Source organism: Amycolatopsis sp. NPDC051045 (genome assembly GCF_040682955.1).
Lineage (GTDB): Bacteria > Actinomycetota > Actinomycetes > Mycobacteriales > Pseudonocardiaceae > Amycolatopsis.
In genome coordinates, this window is sequence record NZ_JBFBCC010000023.1 from 13070 (window position 1) to 36444 (window position 23375).

Below are 23375 nucleotides of genomic sequence, written 5' to 3' on the forward strand. Positions count from 1 at the left end.
TGTTGGAGTCAGCAATGTCCTACCGTGCCTTCGAAGTCACCGGTTCGCGCCGGTTCGCCCTCGTCGACCGCGAGGTCCACGACCCCCTGCCGGGCCAGGTGCGCCTGCGCGTCGAAGCCTGCGGGGTCTGCCACACCGACGCCTTCGCGGTCGAAGGCCTGCGCCCCGACCCGTCGGTGCCCGTCGTCCCGGGCCACGAGATCGTCGGCGTGATCGACGCCGTCGGCCCCGGGGTGACGGCGTGGCAGCCCGGTACCCGGGTCGGGGTCGGCTACCTCAACGGGCACTGCGGCCAGTGCGAGCCCTGCCGGCGCGGCGACTTCGTCAACTGCACCGACCAGCCGCAGACCGGCACCACGACCGACGGCGGCTACGCCGAAGTCGCCTACGCCCGCGCCAGCGGCCTGGTCCGCGTGCCCGACGGCGCGCAGGCCCTGGACGTCGCGCCGCTGCTGTGCGCGGGGCTCACGGTCTACCGCGCCCTGCTGACGGCCGGGGCGCGGCCCGGCTCGCTGGTCGCCATCCAGGGCATCGGCGGCCTCGGCCACCTCGGGATCCAGTACGCCAAGGCGCTCGGCTACCGCGTCGCGGCGATCGCCCGCGGCACCGGCAAAGCCGAACTGGCGGCGGAACTCGGCGCCGACGAGTACCTCGACAGCACGGCCGTCGATCCCGGCCGGGAACTCGCCCGGCTCGGTGGCGCGGCGGCGATCGTCGCCACGGCGTCCAGCGGCGCGTCGATGTCCCCGCTCGTGGCCGGCCTCGGCCCGCGCGGGCAGCTGCTCGTCGTCGGGGCGGCTCCCGACCCGATCGAGGTCCGCACGCCGGACCTGATCTTCGGCACGCGCTCGGTCGTCGGCGCCCTCACCGGATCCGCCATCGAAAACGAGGACGGCGTGCGGCTGGCCCACGACCGCGGAATCCGCAGCCGCAACGAAATCATGCCGCTGTCGGAAGCCCCGAAGGCCTACGAACGGATGATGTCCGGCGACGCCCGCTTCCGCGTCGTCCTCGACGCCCACGCCTGAGCTCAGGCGCCCGTCTGTGGGCCGCGGCGGGCAGGATCGGCGAACGCGGCCGGCCCGGTGCGCCGAGCGGTCGGCGCCGGGGAGCCACGTTCGTCGATCACCACGGCTGACGCCTCCGGGTGTTCCGGCATGATGAGCGGGTGCCCCGTCGTCAGCTCCGCCCGGATCAGGTGTGGCTGATCGGCGTTCCGCTCGCGGGCCGTTACTGGCTCGCAGTGGCGGGTGTCGTCGCCTTGGACCAGCCGGGCACGCCCGTATTGGTCACCCGCACCCGTACCTTGGCGCGGCCCGGGCGCAGAGCCGCCGTGACGTCCGCCCGGTACGGCGTGCCCCGGGTCAGCCGCCGGGCCGAAGGTCGTCGATCGGGACGGGCCGGGGTTCGGCAGTGATCTCGTGGGCCAGGTCCAGCATCGTGCTGCGCAGGCTCGGCTCCTTGTCGCCCAGGACGTCGAGCGCCAGGCCGCTCAGGGCGATCCGGTTGGGCAAGCCGGTCTTGGTGATCAGGTTGCCGACGTGGCGTTCCACCGTGCGTGGCGACACGTGCAGGCGGTCCGCGATCTCCTGGTTGTTCAGCCTGCCGGCCAGCAGCCCGAGCACCTCGTACTCCCGGGCGGTGACTCCCGCCGAGCGCAACCGGGCCGGGATGTCGTCGGTGCCCGTCCGGTGCTGCGGCACCCGGACGCCCGTGCGCCGCAGGAGGGCCCGGCACGCCCGGGCCACCGCGGGGACCTTTCTCCGGTGGAAGAACCGTTCGGCGGCCCGGAGCCAGCCGACCGGGTCGCCCCAGCCGTCGTCCAGTGCGACCTCGCCCACCAGGCGCAGGGCGAGGTGGCGGCTGATCGCATACGGCTCGGCGACGCGGAGGGCCTCGACCATCGCCCGTTCGGCGCGTCGGCGCTTGCCCTCCCGGCCCATGAGCACTGCCCGGGCGAAGAGCGCGAACTGCCGGTCCCAGCGCAGGGTGGCCGCCGGATCGGCGTGCACGGCCCGCCACTCGGGCCACCCCGCCGTTCCGTCGAGCACCCCCATCAGCAGGTGCAGCCCGAGCTTGCCGGAGAGGTGGTCGACGTCGCCGCCGGCGTCCTGGTGGTGCACGGCCAGCGCGAGGTCCTCCCGGGCGCGGCCGTGGTCCTCCTCCAGCAACGCGCAGAACGCACCGGCCAGGCCATGGATGCGGGGGGCGTGCAACGTGACATCTCCGCGGTGGTGCCCGAACTCGGTCAGCGCCTCGGTCATCCCCGCGCGGTCGCCGCGGTGCCCGGCGAGCACCACCCGCAGCAGCAAGGCGTAGCGCATGGTCTCGGACTGGCGGAACCGCACCGTCGCGGCCAGGGCGGCGTCGAGCAGCTCGCGGGCCTCGGCCAGGTTCCCGCGCAGGATGGCGTGCAGCGCCAGGCTGGTCTCGGCCTGGTAGCGGGCGGTCACCGAGCCGGCCGCGCTCGCCTGCTCGCGGGCCCGGTGCAGCCGGGTCAGGTCCCCGGTGCGCAACGCGTCGTCGTTGCCCAGGCGAACCAGCGCGTGCAGCTCCCAGAGCGGCAACCGGTGCAGCACGGCCAGCGAATGCGCGTGTTCCAGGTAGCCGGTGGCCTCGGCCACGTCGCGCTGGCGAACGATCGCGGCCAGCAGCTGCCAGGCCTGGCAGGCCACCACCGGCAGCGGCACCGATTCCGCGGCCGACGCGGCCCGCCGGGCGAGCTCTTCGGCGGCGTCGCGCCGGCCAGGACCCGCCTGGTCGTAGGCGAGGTGCGCGGCCACGACGTCGATCGCGGCTTGGTCGGCCGCCGCCGCGTCCGGACCGAGCAGGGCTCTCGCCGTGTCCACTTGGGCCAGCGCCTCGTCCACCCGCCCGGCCACCTCGAGCGCCCACGCCAGGCGGGTGTGCAGCGCGGCCCGCCGAGCCGGCGCCAACCCGTCGAGCCGGTCGAACACGGCCACCGAAGACAGGGCCCGGTCCACCAGGCCGTCCTCGGCCAGCGCCAGCAGCAGCTGTTCCAGGGTGTCCGCCCGCGCCGCCGGGTCGCCGGCGAGCAGCTCCCACGCCTGACTCAACAGGTCGACCGCCGCCGTGGTCGCGCCCTGGCCGAGCGCCCGCCGTCCGGCCTCGGCGAACAGCCGTCCGGCGGCGGGCCGCTCGTCGGCCGCCAAGCGCAGGGTGGCGGCGAGTTCGCACCACTGCCCGGGCAAACCGGGGTGCACCGCGTCGACGGCGCCGGCCGCGCGAGCCGCCAGCCGTTCCCGCTCGTCGTCGCCGAGCTGGGCCAGCACGGCCGCCCGGCCGAGCGGGTGCACGAAGGCGTACCAGCCGGTCTCCTCGTCCGGTTCGACCAGCGTGCCGGCCAGGTCGTCCCGCAACAGGCCCACGACGTCGTCCTCGGTCAACCCGGTGGTGCGGGCGAGCACGGCGACCGGGAACCGCGGGCCCAGCACCACCGCGGCGGACAGCACCTCGCGCGTGCGGTCGCGCAGCCCGGCGATCCGGGTGGCCAGCGGGCGGGCCAGTGCGGGCGGCAGCGCCGCGTCCGGCCGGTCGGCGGGCACCCAGACCGGGCCCTCGCGGACCACGACCTCCTCCTGGACCAGCGCGGCGACGACCTCTTCGGCCAGGAACGGGTGGCCGGCACTGCCCGCCCACACCAGGTCCAGCGCCTCGGCCGGCACCAGCTCCGGCTCGGTGCCGAGGACCGCGGCCACCAGCGGCCGCAGGTCGGCCCGGGTCAGCCGGCCCAGCTCGAGGAGCCGGCCGCGGCCGCGCTGCGCCGCTTCGCGCACCATCGTCAGCGCGGCGCCGTCGGTGTCGCGCAGTCCGCACAGGAGCATGGCCGGCTGGCGGTCGACGTTGTCGATCAAGTACTCCAGCACGGCCAGCGTCGCGGTGTCCGCGTCGTGCAGGTCGTCGAGGGCGAGCAGGCAGCCGCGGCCGGCCCCGACCACCCCGGCCAGCCGCAGCACGGCCTCGCCGAGGGTGACCGGCGACTCGGCGGCGGGCCCGGCGGGCGGATCGCCCCACTCCGGGACCAGCCGGCCCAGAACCGGTGCGTAGGAGCCGAGTGCGGACGGCTCGATCGATTCCGTTCGAAGAAGGTGCAGAATTGCTTCGGTGAATGGACGGAACGACACCGAAGGTCCGATTGCGCTGGCCCGGCCCCGCAGCAGCGCCATGCCGGCCGCGGTCGCCCGTTCGATGCCCGCGTTGATCAACCGGGACTTTCCGATTCCGCTTTCACCCACGACGAAGACCACGCCACCCCGCCCATCCCGGGCTGCTTCCAGCGCTTCGTCCACCGCTCGTGACTCTTCGCTTCGACCCACCACGACGAGTGAGCGGTAATCCATGGAAATGATTCTAATCGACCACCGTGAAACTCTGCCGACACTTTTGACCGCAACCGATCGGCGTAGCGGCAAAAAGGTGATCTGGAATTTCCACGGAAGAGCCGGCCGGAAACGGCGGCCGAACCGACCGGGGAGCCTACCGGCCCGGGCCTGCGCCGTCATGCGGGGCGGACCCGCATGTTTCGCGTTCGCCACCCGGCCGCGGGGCGGCCACGACCGGCGATCCGGGTTCCCCGCCGGAGACATCCGCTCAGGTCGGCGGCGTGTTTCCGGGTGTGCGCGGGGCGCCGCGGGAACCTGGGTGTCCGTGACCGAAGCGCGACCGTCCGTTACGGCCGAGGGTGGAAGTGACCACCCGGACCGAGGAGGACCCATGGGCGAACCCATTCCCGTCAGCGTCGTCGCGCAGGACCCGATGCTGGAAGCCGGGGTGACCGTGGCCGTGCACGGCTGTCCCGACGTCGCCGTCTCGCCGCCGGGGGTGCCGCCCGCGGTCACCGTCGTCATCGTCGACGAGCTGGGCGAGCAGGAACTGGACCTGGTGCGGGCCACCCGCACCGCGGAGCACCGCCCGGAGGTGGTGCTGGTGACCACCGACCTGACGCCCGCCCAGGCCCTGCACGCGATCGCCACGGGCGCCCGTGGTCTGCTGCGCCGCCGGGAAACCGACCCCGACCGGCTGGCCCGCACCGTGCTGGCCGCCGCGGCCGGGGACGCCGCGCTGCCCCCGGACCTCCTCGACCACTTGCTCGACCACACCGCCGCGGACGACGCCACGGGCCCGACCGGCGGGCTCGGGCTCAGCGACCGCGAGCGGGAGGTGTTCCGCTTGGTGGCCGACGGCCGCGAAACCGGGGAGATCGCGCGCGAGCTGAGCTATTCGCAGCGCACCGTCGCCGGGGTCGTGCACGACGTCACCAACCGGTTCCGGCTGCGCAATCGCGCCCACGCGGTGGCCTACGTGCTGCGGGCGGGACTGCTGTGACGCCGCCCGGCTCCGCAGTGCAGGTCCAGGTCACCGCGGCCGACGACACCCTGCGGGAGAACGTGCACACCGCACTCGGCCGGGCGGGGGTGCCGGTCCGGGAATCGCCCGGCCCGGTCCTGCTGACCGCGGCCCCCACCGTGGACGAGGCTCTTCGAGACTGTCCCGGAGGCGACCGGACCGGGATCGTGGTCGTGGCCGACCGGCTGCCGGAGGAGGGCGTGCGCCGGGCCGTGCGGGCCGGGGTCGCGGTGCTCGTCCAGTCCGCCCAGGCGACCCCGGCGCGGCTGGCCGCGGCGGTCCGTTCCGCGCAGGACGGCGACGGCCGGCTGCCGCACGAGGCGCTCCTGCGGCTGCTGGGCACCGACCGGCGCGCCCGGCGCAAGCCACCACGGCTGACCGCCCGCCAGCTGGTCATGCTGCGGCTGGTGGCCGACGGACTGGACAACGTCGCCATCGCCCGGGCCCTGTCGTGCTCGGCGCACACGGTGAAGAACGTGCTCTACGACCTGATGGGCCGCCTGCAGGCGCGCAACCGGGCGCACGCGGTCGCCGCCGGCGTGCGCGCCGGGCTGATCTGACCGGCGCGGCATGGGTAGAACGCGCAGAACCGGCCGCACCCGGGCGGTGCCGCCGCTTCCCTGGTGACGACCGTCGCCGGCGACGGAGACTCGGCCGGGGACAACAGCGCGGGAGGCCGACAGTGCATGACGGGGTCAAGGACGACGGCACGCGGGTGTCGTTCGCACAGCGGCGGCTCTGGTTCGCCCAGCAGCTCGACCCGGACTCGGCGGACTACCTGCTGCCACTGGCGTTGCGGCTGTCCGGCGAGCTGGACACGGACGCGCTCGTCGAGGCGCTGACCGGGATCGCCGACCGGCACGAGGTGCTGCGTACCCGGTTCGCCGCCGTCGACGGCGAACCCCGGACCCTGGTCGAACCGCCGGGCCGGACGCGGGTGCACCGCACCCGGGCACGGAACGCGGCCGAGCTGTTCGACCGGGAACTCAGCCGCCCGATGGACCTCGCGGCCGCGCCCCCGGTGCGGATGACGTTGGCCCGCCTCGACTCCGGGGAGCACCTGCTGCTCGTGGTGGTGCACCACATCGCGGTGGACGGGCGCTCGTGGGACGTCCTGCTGGACGAACTCGCAGCCGGTTACCGCGGCGAGCCGGTGGCCGCCCCCGCCGCGCGATACGCCGACTTCGCCCGGCGGCAACGGGACCGGCTGACCGGCCCCCGGCTGGAACGCCTCCTGGCGCACTGGCGCACCCGGCTGACCGGGCTCGCTCCCCTCGACCTGCCGACCGACCGGCCGCGACCGGCGTTCTGGGACGGCGCGGGCGACGTCGTGCGGTTCACCGTGCCCGCCGAACTGGTCGGCGCGGCGGACGAGCTGGCGAAGACCCACCGCGTCACGCGGTACATGCTGCTGCTGGCCGTCTACCAGGCGCTGCTGGCGCACTACTGCGGGCGCGACGACATCGCCGTGTGCACCACGCTTTCCGACCGCAACCGGCCCGAGCTGGCCGGACTGATCGGCCCCTTCGTCAACACCGTGGTGCAGCGCACCGACCTCGGCGGCGGCCCCACGTTCACCGAGCTGCTGGGCCGGGTCCGGGACACCGTGCTGAGCGGCCTCTCCGCGGCCGAGGCGCCGTTCGAGCAGGTCGTCGGCGCGGTCAGCACCGAGCGGGACCTGTCCCGCCACCCGCTGGCCCAGGCCTCGTTCACGCTCGTCAACACCGCGCTCGCCCCGATCCGGCTGCCGGGCCTGGACGCCGAGCTGGTGCCGCCGCCGTTGGTCGGCGCGCCGATGGACGTCTTCCTCGATCTCAACCTGCGTCCCGACGGCGGGCTGGCCGCCCGGCTGCAGTACGCGACGGCGCTCTTCGACGCGGCGACCATGCGGCGGTTCAGCGAGGGCTACCGGACGCTGCTGGCCGCGGTGCTCGCCGCACCCACGGCCCGGGTCGCCGACCTCGCCGACGGGCTGGGACCGCTCCGCCACGCCGAGTCCGCACCTGATTCCGTTGTGGTGTCGGGAGATCCGGACGCGACGGCGGTCGTCGACGCCGACCGCGCGGTGACCTACGCCGAACTCGACGCGATGGCCGGCGGGCTCGCCGGCGCCCTGGTCGCCCGGGGCGTGGGCCGCGGAGACGCGGTGGCCGTGAGCGTCGGACGCGGGGTGTGGTCGGTGGCCGCGATGCTCGCCATCTGGCGGGCCGGCGGCGTGTACGTTCCGCTGGATCCCGCGCTCCCCCTCGACCGGCAACGGTTCATGGTGTCCGAAGTGGACATCACGCACGTGGTCGCGGGCACCGGGACCGCCGGGCTCGGGGTGCCGGTCGTGCCGGTGACCGAAACCGGGCCGCCCGCGGCCCCGGTCCGGCCCCACCCGAACGACCTCGCCTACGTCATCTTCACCTCGGGCTCTTCCGGACGGCCCAAGGCCGTCGGCGTCGAACACCACGCCCTCGCGGCGCACGTCGTCGCGACGCGGGAGCACTTCGGGTTCACCGCGACCGACCGGGTGCTGGCCTTCTCGTCCTTCTCCTTCGACGCGTCGTTCGACCAGCTCCTGCCCGCGCTGAGCACCGGCGCGTCGGTGGTCGTCCGCCCGGACGAGCCGTGGCTGCCGTCGCGGTTGCCCTGGATCGTCCGGGACCACGGCCTGACCGTGCTCAACCTGCCGCCGACGTACTGGTCGGAACTGGCCTTCGCGCTCGGCGAGACCACGGCACCGGCCCTGCGTTCGCTGCGGCTGCTGATCCTGGGCGGGGAGACGGTCCCGCCCGGCGCGCTGGCCGCGTGGCGGCGGCACGTGCCCTGGATCCGGGTGGGCAACGCCTACGGTCCCACCGAAACCGTGGTCACCGCGACCGTCCACGACGTATCCACAGTGGACAAAACAACCGGAGAAGAGCGGGTCCCGATCGGACGGCCCCTGGGCGGACGGCGCACCTACGTCGTGGACGACCGGGACCGGCTCGCGCCCACCGGCGAACTGCTGATCGGTGGCCCGGAACTCGCCCGGGGCTACCTGAACCGGCCCGCGCGGACCGCGGAGTGCTTCGTGCCCGACGTCTTCGGGGGCACCGGTGGCCGCCTCTACCGCACCGGCGACCTGGTCCGCCGCCGCCCGGACGGGGAACTGGAGTTCCTCGGCCGGGTGGACGACCAGGTCAAGGTGCGCGGCTTCCGGATCGAACTCGGCGAAGTCGACGCCGCCTTGGCGCGCTGCGCCGGGGTGCGTGCCGCCGCGGCCGCGGTGCGCCGGGACGCCCAAGGCGGGCAACGCCTGGTCGGCTACGTCGTCGGCGAGACCGAACGGGTGCGCGCCGAGTGCGGGCAGTGGCTCCCGGCGTACGCCGTGCCCACCGAGATCGTGACGCTGGACGCGTTGCCGGTGAACGCCGCGGGCAAGCTCGACCGGGCCGCACTGCCCGAGGCGCATCAGCACCGCCTCGAGCCGGACGCCGCGTTCGCCGCGCCGCGGGACGAGACCGAGCGGACGGTCGCGGCCATCTGGAGCGAGGTGCTCGGCGTCGAGCCGATCGGTCTCGACGACTCCTTCTTCGACCTGGGCGGGCATTCGCTGCTGGCCACGATGGCCGTGTCCCGGGTCGCCGAGCGGCTCGACCGGGACGTCGAGCTGCGCACGCTGTTCGAGAACCCGCGCCTGCGCGACTTCGCCCCGCGCGTCGCCGCCGCCCGCGTGGCCGGGGGCACCGGGATCGTGCCGGTGGACCGGCGCGGGCCGCTGCCGATGTCGTTCGCCCAGGAACGGCTGTGGTTCCTCGACCGGATGTCCGAACTCGGCGAGGACTACGTGCTCTGGTTCTCCTGGCGGGTCAGCGGACCGCTCGATCGCGACGCCTGGCAGGGCGCGCTCGACGATGTCGTGGCCCGGCACGAAGTCCTGCGCACGGCGCTGGCCGAGCTGGACGGACGCCCGGTGCAGCTCGTCCGCGACCCCGTCGCGGTGCCGCTGCACTGGGCCGACGCGACCGACGCCGCCACCGTGCGAGCCGAGGCGACCGCCTTCGCCACCGCCCGGTTCGACCTGGCCGAGCCGCCGCTGCTGCGCGCCGGGGTGTGGACGCTGGGCCCCGAGGACCACGTCGTCGTGCTCGCCTTCCACCACGTCGCCACCGACGGCTGGTCCACGGACATCGTGTTCGCCGAACTCGCCGAGTCCTACGCCGGACGCCAGGTCGGGGCACCCCCCGTCCAGTACGGCGATTACGCGGTGTGGCAACGAGAACGGGACACCAGCGGCCAGCTGGACTACTGGCGGGACGCGCTGGCCGACCTGACGGCTTTGGACCTGCCGACCGACCGGCCCCGGCCCGCGGTGCGCTCGGGCCGTGGCGCGGCCGTGCGCGTCTCGTGGCCCATGGTGGCCGGGCTCGACGAGCTGGCCGCCCGGTGCGGCGCGACGCGGTTCATGGTGCTGCTGGCCGTGTTCCAGGTCGTCCTCGCCCGCTGGGCCGGCCGGTCCGACATCCCGGTCGGCACCCCGGTGGCCGGACGTGGGCGGACCGAGCTGGAGCGGCTGGTCGGGTTCTTCGTCAACACCGTGGTGCTGCGCGGCGACCTCGACGGCAATCCGGCGTTCACCACGTTCCTGGACCGCGTCCGCCACGGCGTACTGGGCGCGTTCGACCACCAGGACGTCCCGTTCGAACACCTCGTGCAGGAGCTGCGGCCCGAACGCGACCTGTCCCGCAACCCGCTGTTCCAGGTCATGTTCGACCTGGCCGAGCCGGCGGCGAACCCGGCGCCCGCGCTCGACGGCCTCGGCTTCGCGCCCTTCACGTTGCCGTGGCGGTCGGCCAAGTTCGACCTGACCGCGAACGTCGTCGTGCACCCCGGCCGGATCGACCTCGACCTCGAATACAGCACCGACCTCTTCGACGAAGTGACCGTGCACCGGTTCGCCGAGTGGATGCGCCGGGCGCTCGCCGCGGTGTGCGCCGACCCGGACGTGCGAGTCGGCGAGGTGGACCTGCTCCCGGCAGCCGAGCGCGCCGAGTTGCTGACGTGGGCCGGCACCTGGCACCCCGTGCGGGAGCAGTTCCTGGTCGCCGGCGCTCCGGACGACGTCGCGCTGGTGTGCGGGGACGAAGCACTGCGTTACCGCGAGCTGGACGAGCGGGTCGGAAGCCTGGCCGCGGCCCTGGTCGCCGACGGGCTCCGGCCGGGCGTGGCGGTCGGCGTGCGGCTGGGGCGGAGCGTGCAGCCGGTGGTGGCGATGCTGGCCATCTGGCGGGCCGGTGGGGTGTACGTGCCCCTGGACCCGCGGTTCCCCGAACGACGGCTGGCGTTCATGATCGCCGAAGCCGGAGTCGAACGGGTCATCGACGACACCGAAGGGCACGCGGGCCGGGTCGGGCCGAGGACGCCGGATCCTCGCGAGACCGCTTATGTCATCTTCACTTCGGGCTCGTCGGGGCGGCCCAAGGCCGTGGCCGTGCCCCACGGCGCCCTCGCCGCGCACGTGGCCGCGGCCCGGGACTGCTTCGGGATCACCGCGGCCGACCGGGTGCTGTCCTTCGCCTCGCTCTCGTTCGACGCGTCCTTCGAGCAGATCCTGCCCGCCCTCGGCGTCGGCGCCCGCGTGATCCTGCGCCCGGATGACGTGTGGTCGGTGCACGAACTGGCCGAGCACGTGCGCGCCGAAGGCGTGACCGTCCTGGAGCTGACGCCGTCCTACCTCGCTCGGCTGACGGCGAGCCTCGGCGACGTCGCCGGCCTCCTGACCGGGCTGCGGCTGCTGATCACCGGCGGCGAGGTGCTGCCCACGGCCACCCTCGACCGGTGGTTCGACCGGCTGCCCGCGGTGCCGGTCGTGAACACCTACGGCCCCACCGAGTCCGTCATCTCCACGACCGCCCACCGGCTCACCGGCCCGGGCACCGGGCGGGTCCCGATCGGCGGCCCGCTCGGCGGACGACGGCTGTACGTGACCGACCCGCACGGAGCGCTCGTCCCCACCGGAGTGCCCGGCGAGCTGCTGGTGGGCGGCGACGAGCTGGCCCACGGCTACCTCGGCCGTCCGGGCGCCACGGCCGGGAAGTTCGTGCCGGACGCCTTCGGCGGTACCGGCGGACGGCTCTACCGCACCGGCGACCTGGTGCGCTGGCGGCCGGACGCGACCTTGGAGTTCCTCGGCCGCGTCGACGACCAGGTCCAGATCCGGGGCTTCCGGGTCGAGCCGGGCGAGGTCGAAGCCGTACTGCGGGAGCACCCCGCGGTGGCCGACGCCGCCGTGGTGGTGCGCGACGTCCGGGGCGAGCCCGCGCTGGTCGCGTACGTGGCCGGCGACGACGTCGGGCCCTTGCGCGAGTGGTGCGCGAGCCGGCTGCCGAACCACGCGGTGCCGCCGGTGTTCGTGGCCATGGAGACGTTGCCGCGGACCGTGCCGGGCAAGGTCGACCTCGCCGCCCTGCCCGCCCCGGACATTCCGGTGGCGACGGCGTTCGAGGCCCCGGACTCGCCCACCGAGACGGTCACCGCGCAGATCTGGGCCGAGGTGCTGGGCGTCGCGCGGGTCGGGCGGCACGAAGACTTCTTCGCCCTCGGCGGGCACTCCCTGCGCGCGGTCGCGGTGGCCGCCCGCCTGCGGGCCGCCTTCGGTTGCCCGGTGGCGGTGCGCGACCTGTTCGAAAACCCGACCGTCGCGCGGCTCGCGGCGCGGGTGGAGGAGCAGCTCGTCGCGGAGATCGCCGCGATGAGCGACGACGAGATCGACCTGTCCCTGACGGTGGATCACCGGAACTGACGAACGGGAAGGACACGGCATGACCACCTCGGAGACCCGGGCCCCGTCGTCGCGGGCGGACCTTTCGGCCGCTGCACAGCGCCTGCTCGAACAACGCCTGCGCGGCGCCGCCGCGAGCGCACCGGCCGGTATCCCCCGCCGCGACCCGGCCGGCGACCGGGCCACGCTTTCGGCCACGCAGCAACGCCTCTACTTCCTGGACCAGCTCGAACCGGGCAGCACGGAGTACCTGATGCCCGCCGCGTGGCGGCTGCGCGGCCCGCTGGACGTGCCGGCCCTCGCCGCGGCGGTCGACGACCTCGTCGCCCGCCACGAACAGCTGCGGGTGATCTTCCCCGACGAGCAAGGTGTTCCGGCGCAACAGGTCCTGCCCGCCCGCGGCTCCTGCCTGCGCGTGTGCGACGGCGATGCCGACACCGTGCACGAACTCGCCACGACCCCGTTCGACCTGGCGGCCGAGCCCGCCTTCCGGGCCACGCTGGTGCGGGTCGCGGCCGAGGAGCACGTGCTCGTGCTGGCCATGCACCACATCATCACCGACGGCTGGTCCTCGGACATCCTGCGGCGCGACCTGCGCGAGCTGTACCGGGCGCGGCGGGCGGGCGAGCCCGCCCGGCTGCCGCGGCTGCCGGTGGACTACCTCGACTACGCCGTCTGGCAACGGGAATCCGCCGATTCGGACGCGGCCAAGGCCGATCTCGACCACTGGCGCCGCGCGCTCGCCGGGCTCAGCCCCCTGGAACTGCCCACCGACCACCCGCGCCCGGCGGTCCGCTCGCACGCGGGCGCGGTGCACCGGGCCGAGCTGTCCCCCTCGCTCACGGCGGCGCTGGCCGAGGTGGGCCGCCGGTCCGACACCACCCCGTTCATGACCCTGCTCGCCGGCCTGCAAGCGACCCTGGCGTTCCACAGTGGACAGGACGACTTCGCCGTCGGCACGATCGTCGCCAACCGGGAGCGCCCGGAGACCGAGGACCTGGTCGGGTTCTTCGTCAACACCCTGGTCATGCGCGCGGAGTTCGGCGACGACCCGACGAGCGCGGCCCTGCTGGCACGCACCCGGGAGCGGGTCCTCGACGCGCTGGGCCACCAGGCGGTGCCGTTCGAGCGGCTCGTCGACGACTTGGTGCCCGACCGCGACCTCTCCCGCACGCCCCTGTGCTCCGTGCTGTTCACGCACGCCGGCGCGGGTTCGGCCGGGTTCACCCTGGGCGAGGCCACCGGCGAGGCGTTCCCGGTGCCCCTCACCGAGGCCAAGTTCGACCTCGCGCTGGAGACCGCCGAACAGGACGGCCGCATCCGGCTGGCCTGGCTCTACCGGCCCGACCTGTTCACCGCCGAGACCATCACGCGCATGAGCGACCACCTGGTGGCCGTGCTGCACGCGTTCGCCGACCGGCCGGACACCCGCCTCGGCGAGCTGGACCTGCTCACCGAGTCCGAACGCGCCTGGCTGCTCGGCCCCGAAGGACCCGGGCAGCACCGAACCGCCGGGCCGCCCGCCCGCCCGGTATCGGACCGCTTCGCCGAGCAGGTCCGGCTGCGGCCGGACGCGGTCGCTGTGAGCGGTGGCGGCGCCACCCTGACCTACGCCGAACTCGACACCCGGGCCGACGCGCTCGCCGGGCGACTGCGGACGGCGGGGATCGAGGTGGATTCCCTCGTCGGCATCAGCCTGGCCCGGTCGGTGGACCTGGCCGTGGCGGTGCTCGGCGTGTGGCGGGCCGGCGCGGCCTACCTGCCGCTGGACCCGGCGCACCCGCGCGGCCGGCTGGAGTTCGTCGTCGCCGACGCGGGGATCACGGCCGCGGTCACCGACGAAGCCGGCCGGGCCGCACTGGCGGGGCTGCCGATCGAGCCGATCCCGTTGTCCGGCGGCGAATTCGCCGTCCCGGCGGGAACGGTGCCGGAGCCCCGCACCGGGGACGCCCCGGCGTACGTCATGTACACCTCGGGCTCGACCGGGCAGCCCAAAGGCGTCGAGGTCACCCACGGCAACGTGGCCTGGCTGTTCGACGCGGCCGACCGGTGCTTCGGCTTCGGCGCCGACGACGTGTGGGCGCTGGTGCACTCGGCGACGTTCGACCTGTCGGTGTGGGAACTGTGGGGCGCACTGACCGCCGGCGGGCGCTCGGTCGTGCTGACCGAGGACGAGATCCGCGACCCGGCCGCGGTGCACGCCGTGCTGCGGGACGAGGGCGTCACCGTGCTGACCCAGACCAACGCCGCGTTCAGCGGCCTGCGGGCCCATCTCGAACGCGAAGGCTCGGGCTTCGCCGAACTGGCGTTGCACACGGTCGTCTTCGCCGGGGACGCCTTCGACGCCCGCGAGTACCGGGACTGGTTCGCCAGTGCGGGCCGACGACCCGCGCTGGTGAACATGTACGGCATCACCGAAACCACCGTGCACGTCACGTACCGGCTGATCACCGCCGCGGACACGACCGCCGGCTCGACCTCCCCGGTCGGGCGGCCGATGTGCGGTTCCCGCGGGTACGTCCTGGACGCGCACGGCCGGCTCGTGCCGCCGGGCACCGCCGGCGAGCTGTACGTCGCCGGCGACGGCGTCGCGCTGGGCTACCGCAACCGCCCGGAGCTGACCGCGCAGCGGTTCACCACCGACCGGTTCGCCGGCGACGGCGCCCGCATGTACCGCAGCGGCGACCTGGTGCGGGTGCTGCCCGACGGGCAGCTGAACTACGTCGGCCGGGCCGACCACCAAGTCAAGATCCGCGGCTACCGCGTCGAACCGGGCGAAGTCGAGAGCGCGCTGCGGGACTGCCCCGGCGTCGCCGATGCCGCCGTCGTGGCCCGTGACGCCCGGCTCGTCGGCCACGTCGTGACGGACGGCGTCCTCGACGTGCCCGCGTTGCGGGCCGCCCTCCGGGCGAGACTGCCGGAGTACATGGTGCCCGCGCTGTTCGTGGCCCACCCGGCGCTGCCGGTCACCGCGAACGGCAAGGTCGACCGGGCCGCGCTGCTCGCCGTGCGGGCCGGAGCCGTCGTGACGCCGGCCGAGCACGTCCCGCCGCGGACGGCGACCGAGTCGACGCTGGCCGCGGTGTGGGCCGAAGTCCTCGGGATCGACCGCGCCGGGCTCGCCGACAGCTTCTTCGACCTCGGCGGCGACTCGATCCTCGCGCTGCGCGTGATCGGGCTGGCCCGCGCGGCCGGGCTCGGGCTCACCGTGGCCGACCTGTTCCGCGCCCGCACCCTGGGCGAGCTGGCCGGGCTGGCCACCGAGGCGTCCGGTGCGGAACCCGCGCCGGTGGAACCGTTCGCGCTGCTCGACCCGGCCGACCGGGCCCGGCTCCCGGAAGGCCTGGCCGACGCCTACCCACTGACCATGCTGCAGGCCGGAATGCTGCACGAAATGCTGGCACAGCCCCGGATCGGCGCCTACCACAACGTCACCGACCTGAAGATCACCGTGGCCGATCGCTTCGACCGGGCCGCCTTCCAGGCCGCCATGGACCGGCTCGTCCGCGCGCACGACACCTTGCGGACGTCGATCGACCTGGTGTCCTACCGCGAACCGCTGCAGCTGGTGCACCACGACGCCGAGCTGCGGGTCGGTTACCGCGATCTGCGCGGGCTCGACCCGGCCGCGCAGCGGGCGGCACGACGGCGGTACGCCGACACGGAGTTCGCCAACCGCTTCGACCTGACCCGCGCCCCGCTGATCCGGGTGCACCTGCACCAGCTCACCGAGCACGACCTGCGGATCGTGATCACCGACTGCCACGTCGCCATCGACGGCTGGAGCCTGACGTCGATGATCGCCGACCTGGTCGCCCTGCACGGGCGGATCGTGCGCGGGGAGCCCCTGCCCGACCCGGAGCCGGCGCCGCGCTACGCCGAGTACGTCGCAGCCGAGCGGGCCGCCACCTCCGCCGAGGATTCACTGGCCTTCTGGCGCGGGGTGCTCGCCGACCTGGCCCCGGTGCGGTTCACCCGCCGCGGCGCCACCGACGGCGCGGTGCTGTACGAGGTGCGCCGTTCCTTCGCCGGGCTGGCCGGCGAGATCGGCGCGCTGGCGACCCGGGCGGGCGTGCCGCGGCGCACGGTGCTGCTGGCGGCGTTCCACCACACGATGGGACTGTTCGCCGAACGCGACGAGCAGACGCGCGGCCACGCCATCGGCCTGACCACCAACGGACGTCCGGAACGCGCGGGCGCGGACCGGATGCGCGGCCTGTTCGTCAACACGGTGCCCTTCGGCATCACCGGCGAGCCGGCGAGCTGGCTGGAGCTGATCCGCACGGTGTTCGCCGCCGAGCAGGACCTGATGCCGCACCGGCTCGTGCCGCTGGCCCGGATCGCCCGGCTGCGTCCCGGAGCGCCGAACCTGCTCGACACCGTCTTCAACTACGTCAACTTCCACCAGCTCGCCCCGGAAAACTGGGAGGAGGCCGAGGAGTTCGCGCGGACCATGTTCCCGCTCTACGTCAACATGAGCGTGGACGGGTTCAGCGTCGACGTCGACCCCGAGTACCTCGACCCGGCGACGGCGGACCAGCTCGCGGACCTGATCCGGGAGATGGTCGAGCGGATGCTGGCCGATCCGGACGGCCCGGTCACCCGGCCGGCGCTCGCCGGGGCCGCCCGGGACCGGGCGCTCGGGCCGTGGGCGCACGGGCCGGTGGCCGCGAACCCGCCGGCGCTGTTCGCCGACGTCGTCCACGAGCACGCGATCCGCACCCCGGACGCGGTGGCCGTGGCCCACGAGGGAACCCGGGTGACCTACGCCGAGCTGGACGCCCGCTCCGACGCACTGGCCGACCGGCTCGCCGGGCTCGGCGTGGGGCCCGAGGTGATCGTCGGGATCTGTGCCCGGCGGGGACCGGACCAGGTGCGCGCGGCACTGGCCGTGCTCAAGGCCGGCGGCGCGTTCCTGCCGCTGGACCCCGGCTACCCGGCCGACCGGCTGGCCTTCATGGCGGCCGACAGCGGGATGCGGGTGCTGCTCACCCAGTCCGCGGTGAACGGCACCGTGCCCTTCACCGGAACCACGCTGCTCCTGGACGACCCCGAGCACGAACCCGAGCCCGGCCCGGTCGCCGCCCGGGTACGCCCGGAGCTCGGCCACCCGGCCTACGTGCTCTACACGTCCGGCTCGACCGGCGTGCCGAAGGGCGTGGTCGTGCCGCACCGCGGTCTGGTCAACCTGATCCACGCCCAGCGCGACGTGTTCGCCACTGCCCCGGACGAACGGATCCTCCAGCTCGCCTCCTTCAACTTCGACGTGTCGATCCACGAGATCGTGCTGGCGCTGGCCAACGGCGCCCGCCTGTGCACGGCACCGGCCGAACAGCTGCGTCCCGGACCGGACCTGGCCCGCACCATCCGCGACCTCGGCATCACCACCGCGACCGTGGTGCCCACGGCGCTGACCACCCTCTCCGGCGAGGACCTGCCCGGCCTGCGCACCCTGCTGACCGGCGGTGAAGCTCCCACCGAGGCGATCGTCGAGACGTGGTCGCCGGGCCGGCGGTTCTACAACTGCTTCGGGCCCACGGAAGCCACGGTCTGGACCCACATCGCCCGGTGCGCGCCCGGCCAGGGCCGGCCGGTGATGGGACTGCCCTTCCGCAACACCGAGTCCTACGTGCTCGACGAGCACCTCCAGCCGGTGCCGGTCGGCGTGCCGGGCGAGCTCTACCTCGGCGGTGCGGGCCTGGCCCGCGGCTACCTCGGCCGGCCCGGCCTGACCGCGGCGAGCTTCGTGCCGCACCCGTACGGCGCACCCGGCGAACGCCTCTTCCGCACCGGGGACCTGGCCCGCCAGCGCGCCGACGGCGCCGTGGAGTGGCTGGGCCGGCGCGACTCCCAGGTGAAGCTGCGCGGGTTCCGCATCGAACTCGGCGAGATCGAACACGCGCTGCGCGCCCTGCCCGAGGTGCGCCAGGCCGTCGTGCTGCTGCGCGAGGACCTGCCCGGTGAGCCCGCGCTGGTCGCTTACGTGGTGGGCCGGACGCCGGACGCCGAGTCGCTGCGGCAGGCCCTGCGCACCCGCGTGCCGGCGCACATGGTGCCCGGGTGGTTCGTCTTCCTCGACGCGCTGCCGCTCAACGGCAGCGGCAAGGTCGACCGGCGGGCCCTGCCGCTGCCCCCGGCCGAACGGCCGGACACCGGCACCGACTACGTCGCGCCGAGCACCCCGACCGAACGGATCCTCGCCGACGTCTGGCGGGACGTGCTCGGCGTCTCCGACGTCGGTGTGCACGACGACTTCTACCACGTGGGCGGCAGTTCGCTGTCCACCGTGCGGGTGGCCGCGCTGGCGACCGCCCACGGAGTGCCGCTGACCGTGCGGGACCTGGTGGAGCTGACCACGATCGCGCAGCTGGCGGCCCGGGTCGACGCGGGCGGGCCGGACCGGGACGTCACCGCGCTGCGGTCGGAGGTCCGGCTGCGCGACGGCGAGGGCGAACCCCTCTACTGCGTGCACCCCTCCGGCGGCAGCGCCGCCTGGTACGTGCCGCTGGCCCGCGCGCTGGACCGGGGCCCGGTGCTCGGGTTCCAGGCGCGGGGCCTGCTGGGCGGCGTCGACCCGGTCACGGTGCCCGGCATCGCCGCGAACTACGTCGCCGAAATCCTCGAGCGCGACGAGCCCGGCCCGCACGCCGTGCTGGGCTGGTCCCTCGGCGGCAACCTGGTGCTGGAGATGGCTGCCCAGCTGCGGGCGCAGGGCCGGGACGTGGACCCGCTGATCCTGATCGAGCCCTACCTGCCCCACCCGGAGGCGGCCCGCCGGCTGGCCCGACTGGGCCAGGACATGCTCGACGCGCTGCCGCTGCGCGACCAGGTGCGGGCGATGGCACCGTCGCCGCGGCGGGACGCCCTGGCCGCCGAGCTGACCGCGTTGCTGCTGGGCGCCGGGATGCGGGCCGACGAAGCCGAGCTCGTCGAGAACGCGCCCATCGAGGTCTGGCACTCGCTGCTGACGGCCATGGCCGGCTACCAGGCCGAGCCGTATCCGGGTGCGATCCACCTGCTCGTGGGCCAGGACGCCGCGGACGGCCCCGCGGGCGAGCCCATGCCCGGCCTGGACCTGGATTACCGGACCTACCTCGACCGCTGGCGGGAGCTGGCGGGCGGCGGCCTGACCGTGCACGTGGTGCCCGGCAGCCACATGTCCATGCTCACCGAGCCGAACGTGCGCGAGGTCGCCGCGCTGCTGGACGGGATCCGAAAGGAAGCGCGATGACCACGGTGGCCCCGGCGACCTTCACCGAGCGGTACCTGCTCGAGCCCGCGATCAACGCCGATCCCTACGGCTACCTGGCCGCGCTGCGCGAGCACGACCCCGTCTACTGGAGCACGATGCACCGCGCGTGGCTGGTGACCGGGCACGCGCCGCTGACCCGGTGCCTGCGCGAACCCGCGATCACCGCCGACCGGGTGCGGCCGCTGATGGACGCCGTGCCCGCCGGGGCCCGCGACGACGCCGAGCGCGCGTTCACGATCCTGTCCCGCTGGATGGTGTTCACCGACCCGCCGGAGCACCGGCGGCTGCGCAAGGTGTTCCAGGAGCAGTTCTCCGCCCGCGCGGTCGGCCGGTACGCGGACATGGTGGCCCGGGCGACCCGGGCCCTGCTGGCCCGCCGCGCCGAGCCCGGCCGGGTCGGCGATCTCCTCACCGACATCGCCAAGCCGTTGCCCGCCTTGGTGTTCGCGCGCTGGCTGGGCGTCCCCCAGCGGGACAGCGCGTCGTTCTGGTACTGGAACGCCCGGGTCGGCGACCTCGTGCTGGGCGCGGCGCAGGAGGAACGCGAGTACCGCACGTCGTTGCAGTCGCTGGTCAACCTGGACCGCTACCTGGCCGATTTGGTCCGGGCCCGACGGGCCGAGCCCGCGGACGACTTGATCAGTTCCGTGCTGGCGGGCGGCGAGATCGGGGCATCGGTCAGCGAGGCCGAGTTCGTCGGGATGCTCACCCAGCTGGCCTTCGCCGGCGGCGAGACGACGAGCAACCTGATCGCCAACGGCGTCCGCGCGTTGCTGCGCCACCCCGGGGAACTGGCCGCGGTGCGCACGCAGCCGGACCTGCTCCCGGCGAGCGTCGAAGAGGCTTTGCGGTTCGACGGCCCGTCCAAGATGTCCATCCGCGCCGCGGCCCGCGACTTCGACCTCGACGGCCACGACGTCCGCGCGGGCGACCGCGTCTTCCTGGTCACCGCGGCGGCCAACCGCGACCCGGACCGGTTCCCCGAGCCGGCGCGGTTTTCGGTGCACCGCACCGATTCCACCCACCTGGGCTTCGGGCACGGCGCGCACTTCTGCATCGGCGCCGCCCTCGCCCGGCTGGTGGCCCGGGCCGTGCTGGGCGTGCTGGTGCACGACTACCCCGGACTGGCACTGGCCGCGCCGGACCACGCATGGCAGCTGTCCCTGCTCAACCGGAGCCTGACGGCGTTGCCGGTGCGCTACTGACCCGCTCCCGGACGAAAGAGAGGTCGCTGTGGCGAAAACGGTGAGCCGGGCCGGCACCCGGATGTGGGCCCCGGCCCGGCTGCCCTCGTTCCGGCTGCTCTGGCTGGGCCAGTCGTTGTCGTTGCTGGGCGACGGGTTCAGCTACATCGCGTTCTCCTGGATCACGTTGAGCCTGACCGGTTCGACGCTGGCGCTGGGGTACGTGCTGGCGTTGCAGGCCATCCCGCGGGCCCTGCTGACCCTGGTCGGCGGCTCGCTGGCCGACAAGTGGTCGCCCCGCCGGATCATGGTGCTCTCCAGCTGGGCCCGGACCGCGGTGATGGCCTCGGTCGGCGTGATCGGGCTGACCGGCACGCTGACCATCGGCCTTCTCGGCGTCGCGGCCGCGGCGTTCGGCGCGGTGGACGCGTTCTTCCAGCCGGCCCGGATGACGATCCTGCCCTCCGTGGTGGACAAGGAGGTCCTGGCCCCCGCCAACGCCCTGCTCGGCACGGGCGCCCGGATCGCGGCCATGGTCGGCCCGGCCGCGGGCGGCGTGGTGGTGGCCGTGGCCGACGCCGACGTCGCCTTCCTCGTCGACGCGGTGTGCTTCGCCCTGTGCGGGCTCTGCATCCTGGGCGTCCGCACCCGCGGCGGCTACGCTCCGGCGAAGACGACCGAGCCCGACCGCATGCTCGTCCGCATCCGCGCCGGACTGCGGTACGCGTGGGCCGATCCGCGGATCCGCACGGTCCTCGCCATCGACGCGGCGGTGACGTTTTGCTACGCGGGCGCGTTCACCGTGGGTTTCGCCGACCTGGCCCGCTTCGAACTGGACGGCGGTCCGGCGACGCTGGGCGTCCTCAACGGGGCGCTCGCCGCCGGAGCCGTGCTGGGCGGCCTGACCGGCGGCTTGATCGACGGCCGCCCCCGGATCGGGCTGCTGATCGCCGCGCTGGCGGGCTGGCTCGCCGTCGGCACGGCGGTGCTCGGCGTGCTGCACAACACGGTGGCGGCGGTCGCGACGGTCCTGGCGATGGGGTTCGCCATCGGGTTCCAGGGCGTCTTCGGCCTGAGCTGGATCCAGCGCACCATCGACGAGTCGGTGCTGAGCCGGGTGCTTTCGCTCGACATGGTGCTGGGCTACGCCGTCGCGCCGATCTCGCTGGTCCTGTGCGGCGCCCTCGCCCGCGTCCACACCGCGCTCATGTTCGGCGGCACGGCGGTGATCCTGGCCGTCACCGCACTCGGCGTCCTGGCCTCGCCCCGGGTCCGCGCCGCGCGCTGAAAAGGACCGGTGGCCGCGTGGGCCACCGGTCCTCGGGATCCGCTCAGGACAGCCCGAAGGTCACGGCTTCCTGCAGCACCGGCCGGCCGGCGGTGCGCCGGAACTGCACGAGCTGGTTGTAGAAGCCGTCCATCGCCACGGCGTCGCTCTCCAGCAACGCCCGCAGCCCGGCCATCCGCGGTTCCGCGTCCGAGCCGGTGCCGACCTCGTTGCGCAGCAGGTCGAGCACGCCGTCCACGGTGTCGAACACCGGGTCGACGTACGCGGCGACCGCGCACCCGTGCTCGGCCAGCCGGGCCGCGATGGACTCCAGCTGGTAGGTCCGGCCCGCGTACCCGATCGACCGCCAGGTCGCCACGATCCCGCGAGCGGTGCCGGACAGGTGCGGCGGCAGGTCCGCCAGCAACGGCCAGAGCAGGTGGTTGCCGATCTCGGCCACTGTGGACGGACGGCGAACCGGGTCCAGGGCCGGCGCATACGGCAGGTTGGCCACCACGAAGTCGAACCGTTCACCGGGCTCCAGCGCGGTGAGCAGGTCCGAGCGGCGGAAGCGGACCCGATCGGCGAGCCCGTTGAGCACCGCGTTGGCGCGCGCGATGGTCACGGCGGACTCGTTGAGTTCCAGGCCCAGCACCTCCCGGGCTCCCCTCGCCGCACACAGCAGCGCCTGGATCCCCGTACCCGAACAGACGTCGAGCACGCGGCAGCCGGCCAGCGACGCGGGCAGGGCCGCGGCGACGAAGGAAGTCGACAAGTCGAACACGGCCTTCGGCGCCCGCACGGCGGTGGGGTACCCGGCGGGGATGCCGGTGATCAGCAACATCCGCTGGGCGGGCACCACCAGCAGGTCGGCGCTGCGCCAGCCCCGGGGCCCGTTCTCGACGAGCTCGCCCGCCAGCAGCGCAGCGGCCACTTCGGCCGGGAACGCCTGGTGGAACGCCGTGTCGTCGACGGTTTCGCCGAGCCGGAACATGCGGAACAGCGTGCGCTGCCCCGGGGCCAGCCGGCCCACGATCCGGCGCAGCGCCTCGAACTTCGGGAAGCCGGTCGGGCTCGGTCGCAGTTCCAGGGACATCCGGTGGTCCAGCAGCGGGTACATCGACCGGTCGAAGTGGTCGCGGACGACGGCGAGTGCCGCGGTGTCGATCCGCATCGGGCTCAGCCGGCCGCGTCCATCGCCCGGCGCAGGCTCAGCGGGCGCATGTCCACCCACACCTCGTCGATGTGCGCGAGGCACTCCGGCCGCGTCCCGGTGAACCCTTCGGCGTGCCAGCCGCGGGGAACCGCCCGCTCGGCCGCCCAGATCGAGTACTGCTCCTCGTCGTTGCGCACGACGCGGTAGGCGCGCTCGTCGTCCTCCACGGCTGTCCCTTTCGTCGTCGGTCAGTACCGGCCCTCGACGCTGCCCGCGGCACCCCGTGCGGACCAGGGACAAAGCTGCACCGGGACCCGCGATCCGGTGCTGCCGCTGCTTCCCTGGAGACCGGGACCGGGCGGCGGCACGGTGGGGGAGTGCGGTCGACCCGAGGAGGTTCC

At 74.3% G+C, this 23375-nt stretch carries 10 protein-coding genes; 7 read left to right on the forward strand and 3 right to left on the reverse strand.

Annotated elements, in window-relative coordinates:
• Window positions 1-14 precede the first annotated feature (14 nt).
• Window positions 15-1028: an alcohol dehydrogenase catalytic domain-containing protein gene (locus tag AB0M80_RS36300; RefSeq protein WP_364573994.1), complete on the forward strand. Its 1014-nt coding sequence runs from the start codon at window positions 15-17 to the stop codon at window positions 1026-1028.
• Between the two features lie 336 nt (window positions 1029-1364).
• Here AB0M80_RS36300 and AB0M80_RS36305 read toward each other — a convergent pair whose 3' ends face one another.
• On the reverse strand, window positions 1365-4361 hold the full coding sequence (locus tag AB0M80_RS36305) for an AAA family ATPase (RefSeq protein WP_364573996.1): 2997 nt from the start codon (window positions 4359-4361) through the stop codon (window positions 1365-1367).
• Between the two features lie 373 nt (window positions 4362-4734).
• On the opposite strand from AB0M80_RS36305, the gene AB0M80_RS36310 reads away from it, so the two are divergent.
• From AB0M80_RS36310 to AB0M80_RS36335, 6 genes are all read left to right on the forward strand, one after another.
• Window positions 4735-5346 (forward strand): LuxR C-terminal-related transcriptional regulator, encoded by a 612-nt coding sequence (locus AB0M80_RS36310; protein ID WP_364573998.1) that lies wholly within the window; start codon window positions 4735-4737, stop codon window positions 5344-5346.
• Window positions 5343-5927: a LuxR C-terminal-related transcriptional regulator gene (locus tag AB0M80_RS36315; RefSeq protein WP_364574000.1), complete on the forward strand. Its 585-nt coding sequence runs from the start codon at window positions 5343-5345 to the stop codon at window positions 5925-5927. The genes AB0M80_RS36310 and AB0M80_RS36315 overlap by 4 nt, the downstream gene beginning before the upstream one ends.
• A gap of 122 nt (window positions 5928-6049) precedes the next feature.
• Window positions 6050-12136 carry an amino acid adenylation domain-containing protein gene (locus tag AB0M80_RS36320; RefSeq protein ID WP_364574002.1) on the forward strand — a complete coding sequence of 2029 codons (6087 nt, stop codon included), beginning with the start codon at window positions 6050-6052 and terminating at the stop codon, window positions 12134-12136.
• Between the two features lie 19 nt (window positions 12137-12155).
• On the forward strand, window positions 12156-19346 hold the full coding sequence (locus tag AB0M80_RS36325; protein ID WP_364574004.1) for an amino acid adenylation domain-containing protein: 7191 nt from the start codon (window positions 12156-12158) through the stop codon (window positions 19344-19346).
• On the forward strand, window positions 19343-20572 hold the full coding sequence (locus AB0M80_RS36330) for a cytochrome P450 (protein ID WP_364574006.1): 1230 nt from the start codon (window positions 19343-19345) through the stop codon (window positions 20570-20572). Before AB0M80_RS36325 ends, AB0M80_RS36330 begins: the two co-directional genes overlap by 4 nt.
• 28 nt (window positions 20573-20600) lie before the next feature.
• Window positions 20601-21839, forward strand: a complete 1239-nt coding sequence (locus AB0M80_RS36335) for an MFS transporter (protein ID WP_364574008.1) — start codon at window positions 20601-20603, stop codon at window positions 21837-21839.
• A 43-nt stretch (window positions 21840-21882) separates the two neighbouring features.
• Here the strand turns inward: AB0M80_RS36335 and AB0M80_RS36340 are convergent, their stop codons facing one another.
• Window positions 21883-22992, reverse strand: coding sequence for a methyltransferase domain-containing protein (locus tag AB0M80_RS36340; RefSeq protein WP_364574010.1), 1110 nt, complete (start codon window positions 22990-22992; stop codon window positions 21883-21885).
• Between the two features lie 5 nt (window positions 22993-22997).
• Window positions 22998-23201 carry an MbtH family NRPS accessory protein gene (locus AB0M80_RS36345; protein ID WP_364574012.1) on the reverse strand — a complete coding sequence of 68 codons (204 nt, stop codon included), beginning with the start codon at window positions 23199-23201 and terminating at the stop codon, window positions 22998-23000.
• Window positions 23202-23375: the final 174 nt, after the last annotated feature.

Bases quoted from the DNA above. Each gene is read 5' to 3' on its own strand.
- AB0M80_RS36330 (WP_364574006.1), top strand. From the start codon at position 19,343: ATGACCACGGTGGCCCCGGCGACCTTCACCGAGCGGTACCTGCTCGAG.
- AB0M80_RS36340 (WP_364574010.1), bottom strand. From the start codon at position 22,992: ATGCGGATCGACACCGCGGCACTCGCCGTCGTCCGCGACCACTTCGAC.
- AB0M80_RS36325 (WP_364574004.1), top strand. From the start codon at position 12,156: ATGACCACCTCGGAGACCCGGGCCCCGTCGTCGCGGGCGGACCTTTCG.
- AB0M80_RS36300 (WP_364573994.1), top strand. From the start codon at position 15: ATGTCCTACCGTGCCTTCGAAGTCACCGGTTCGCGCCGGTTCGCCCTC.
- AB0M80_RS36305 (WP_364573996.1), bottom strand. From the start codon at position 4,361: ATGGATTACCGCTCACTCGTCGTGGTGGGTCGAAGCGAAGAGTCACGA.
- AB0M80_RS36310 (WP_364573998.1), top strand. From the start codon at position 4,735: ATGGGCGAACCCATTCCCGTCAGCGTCGTCGCGCAGGACCCGATGCTG.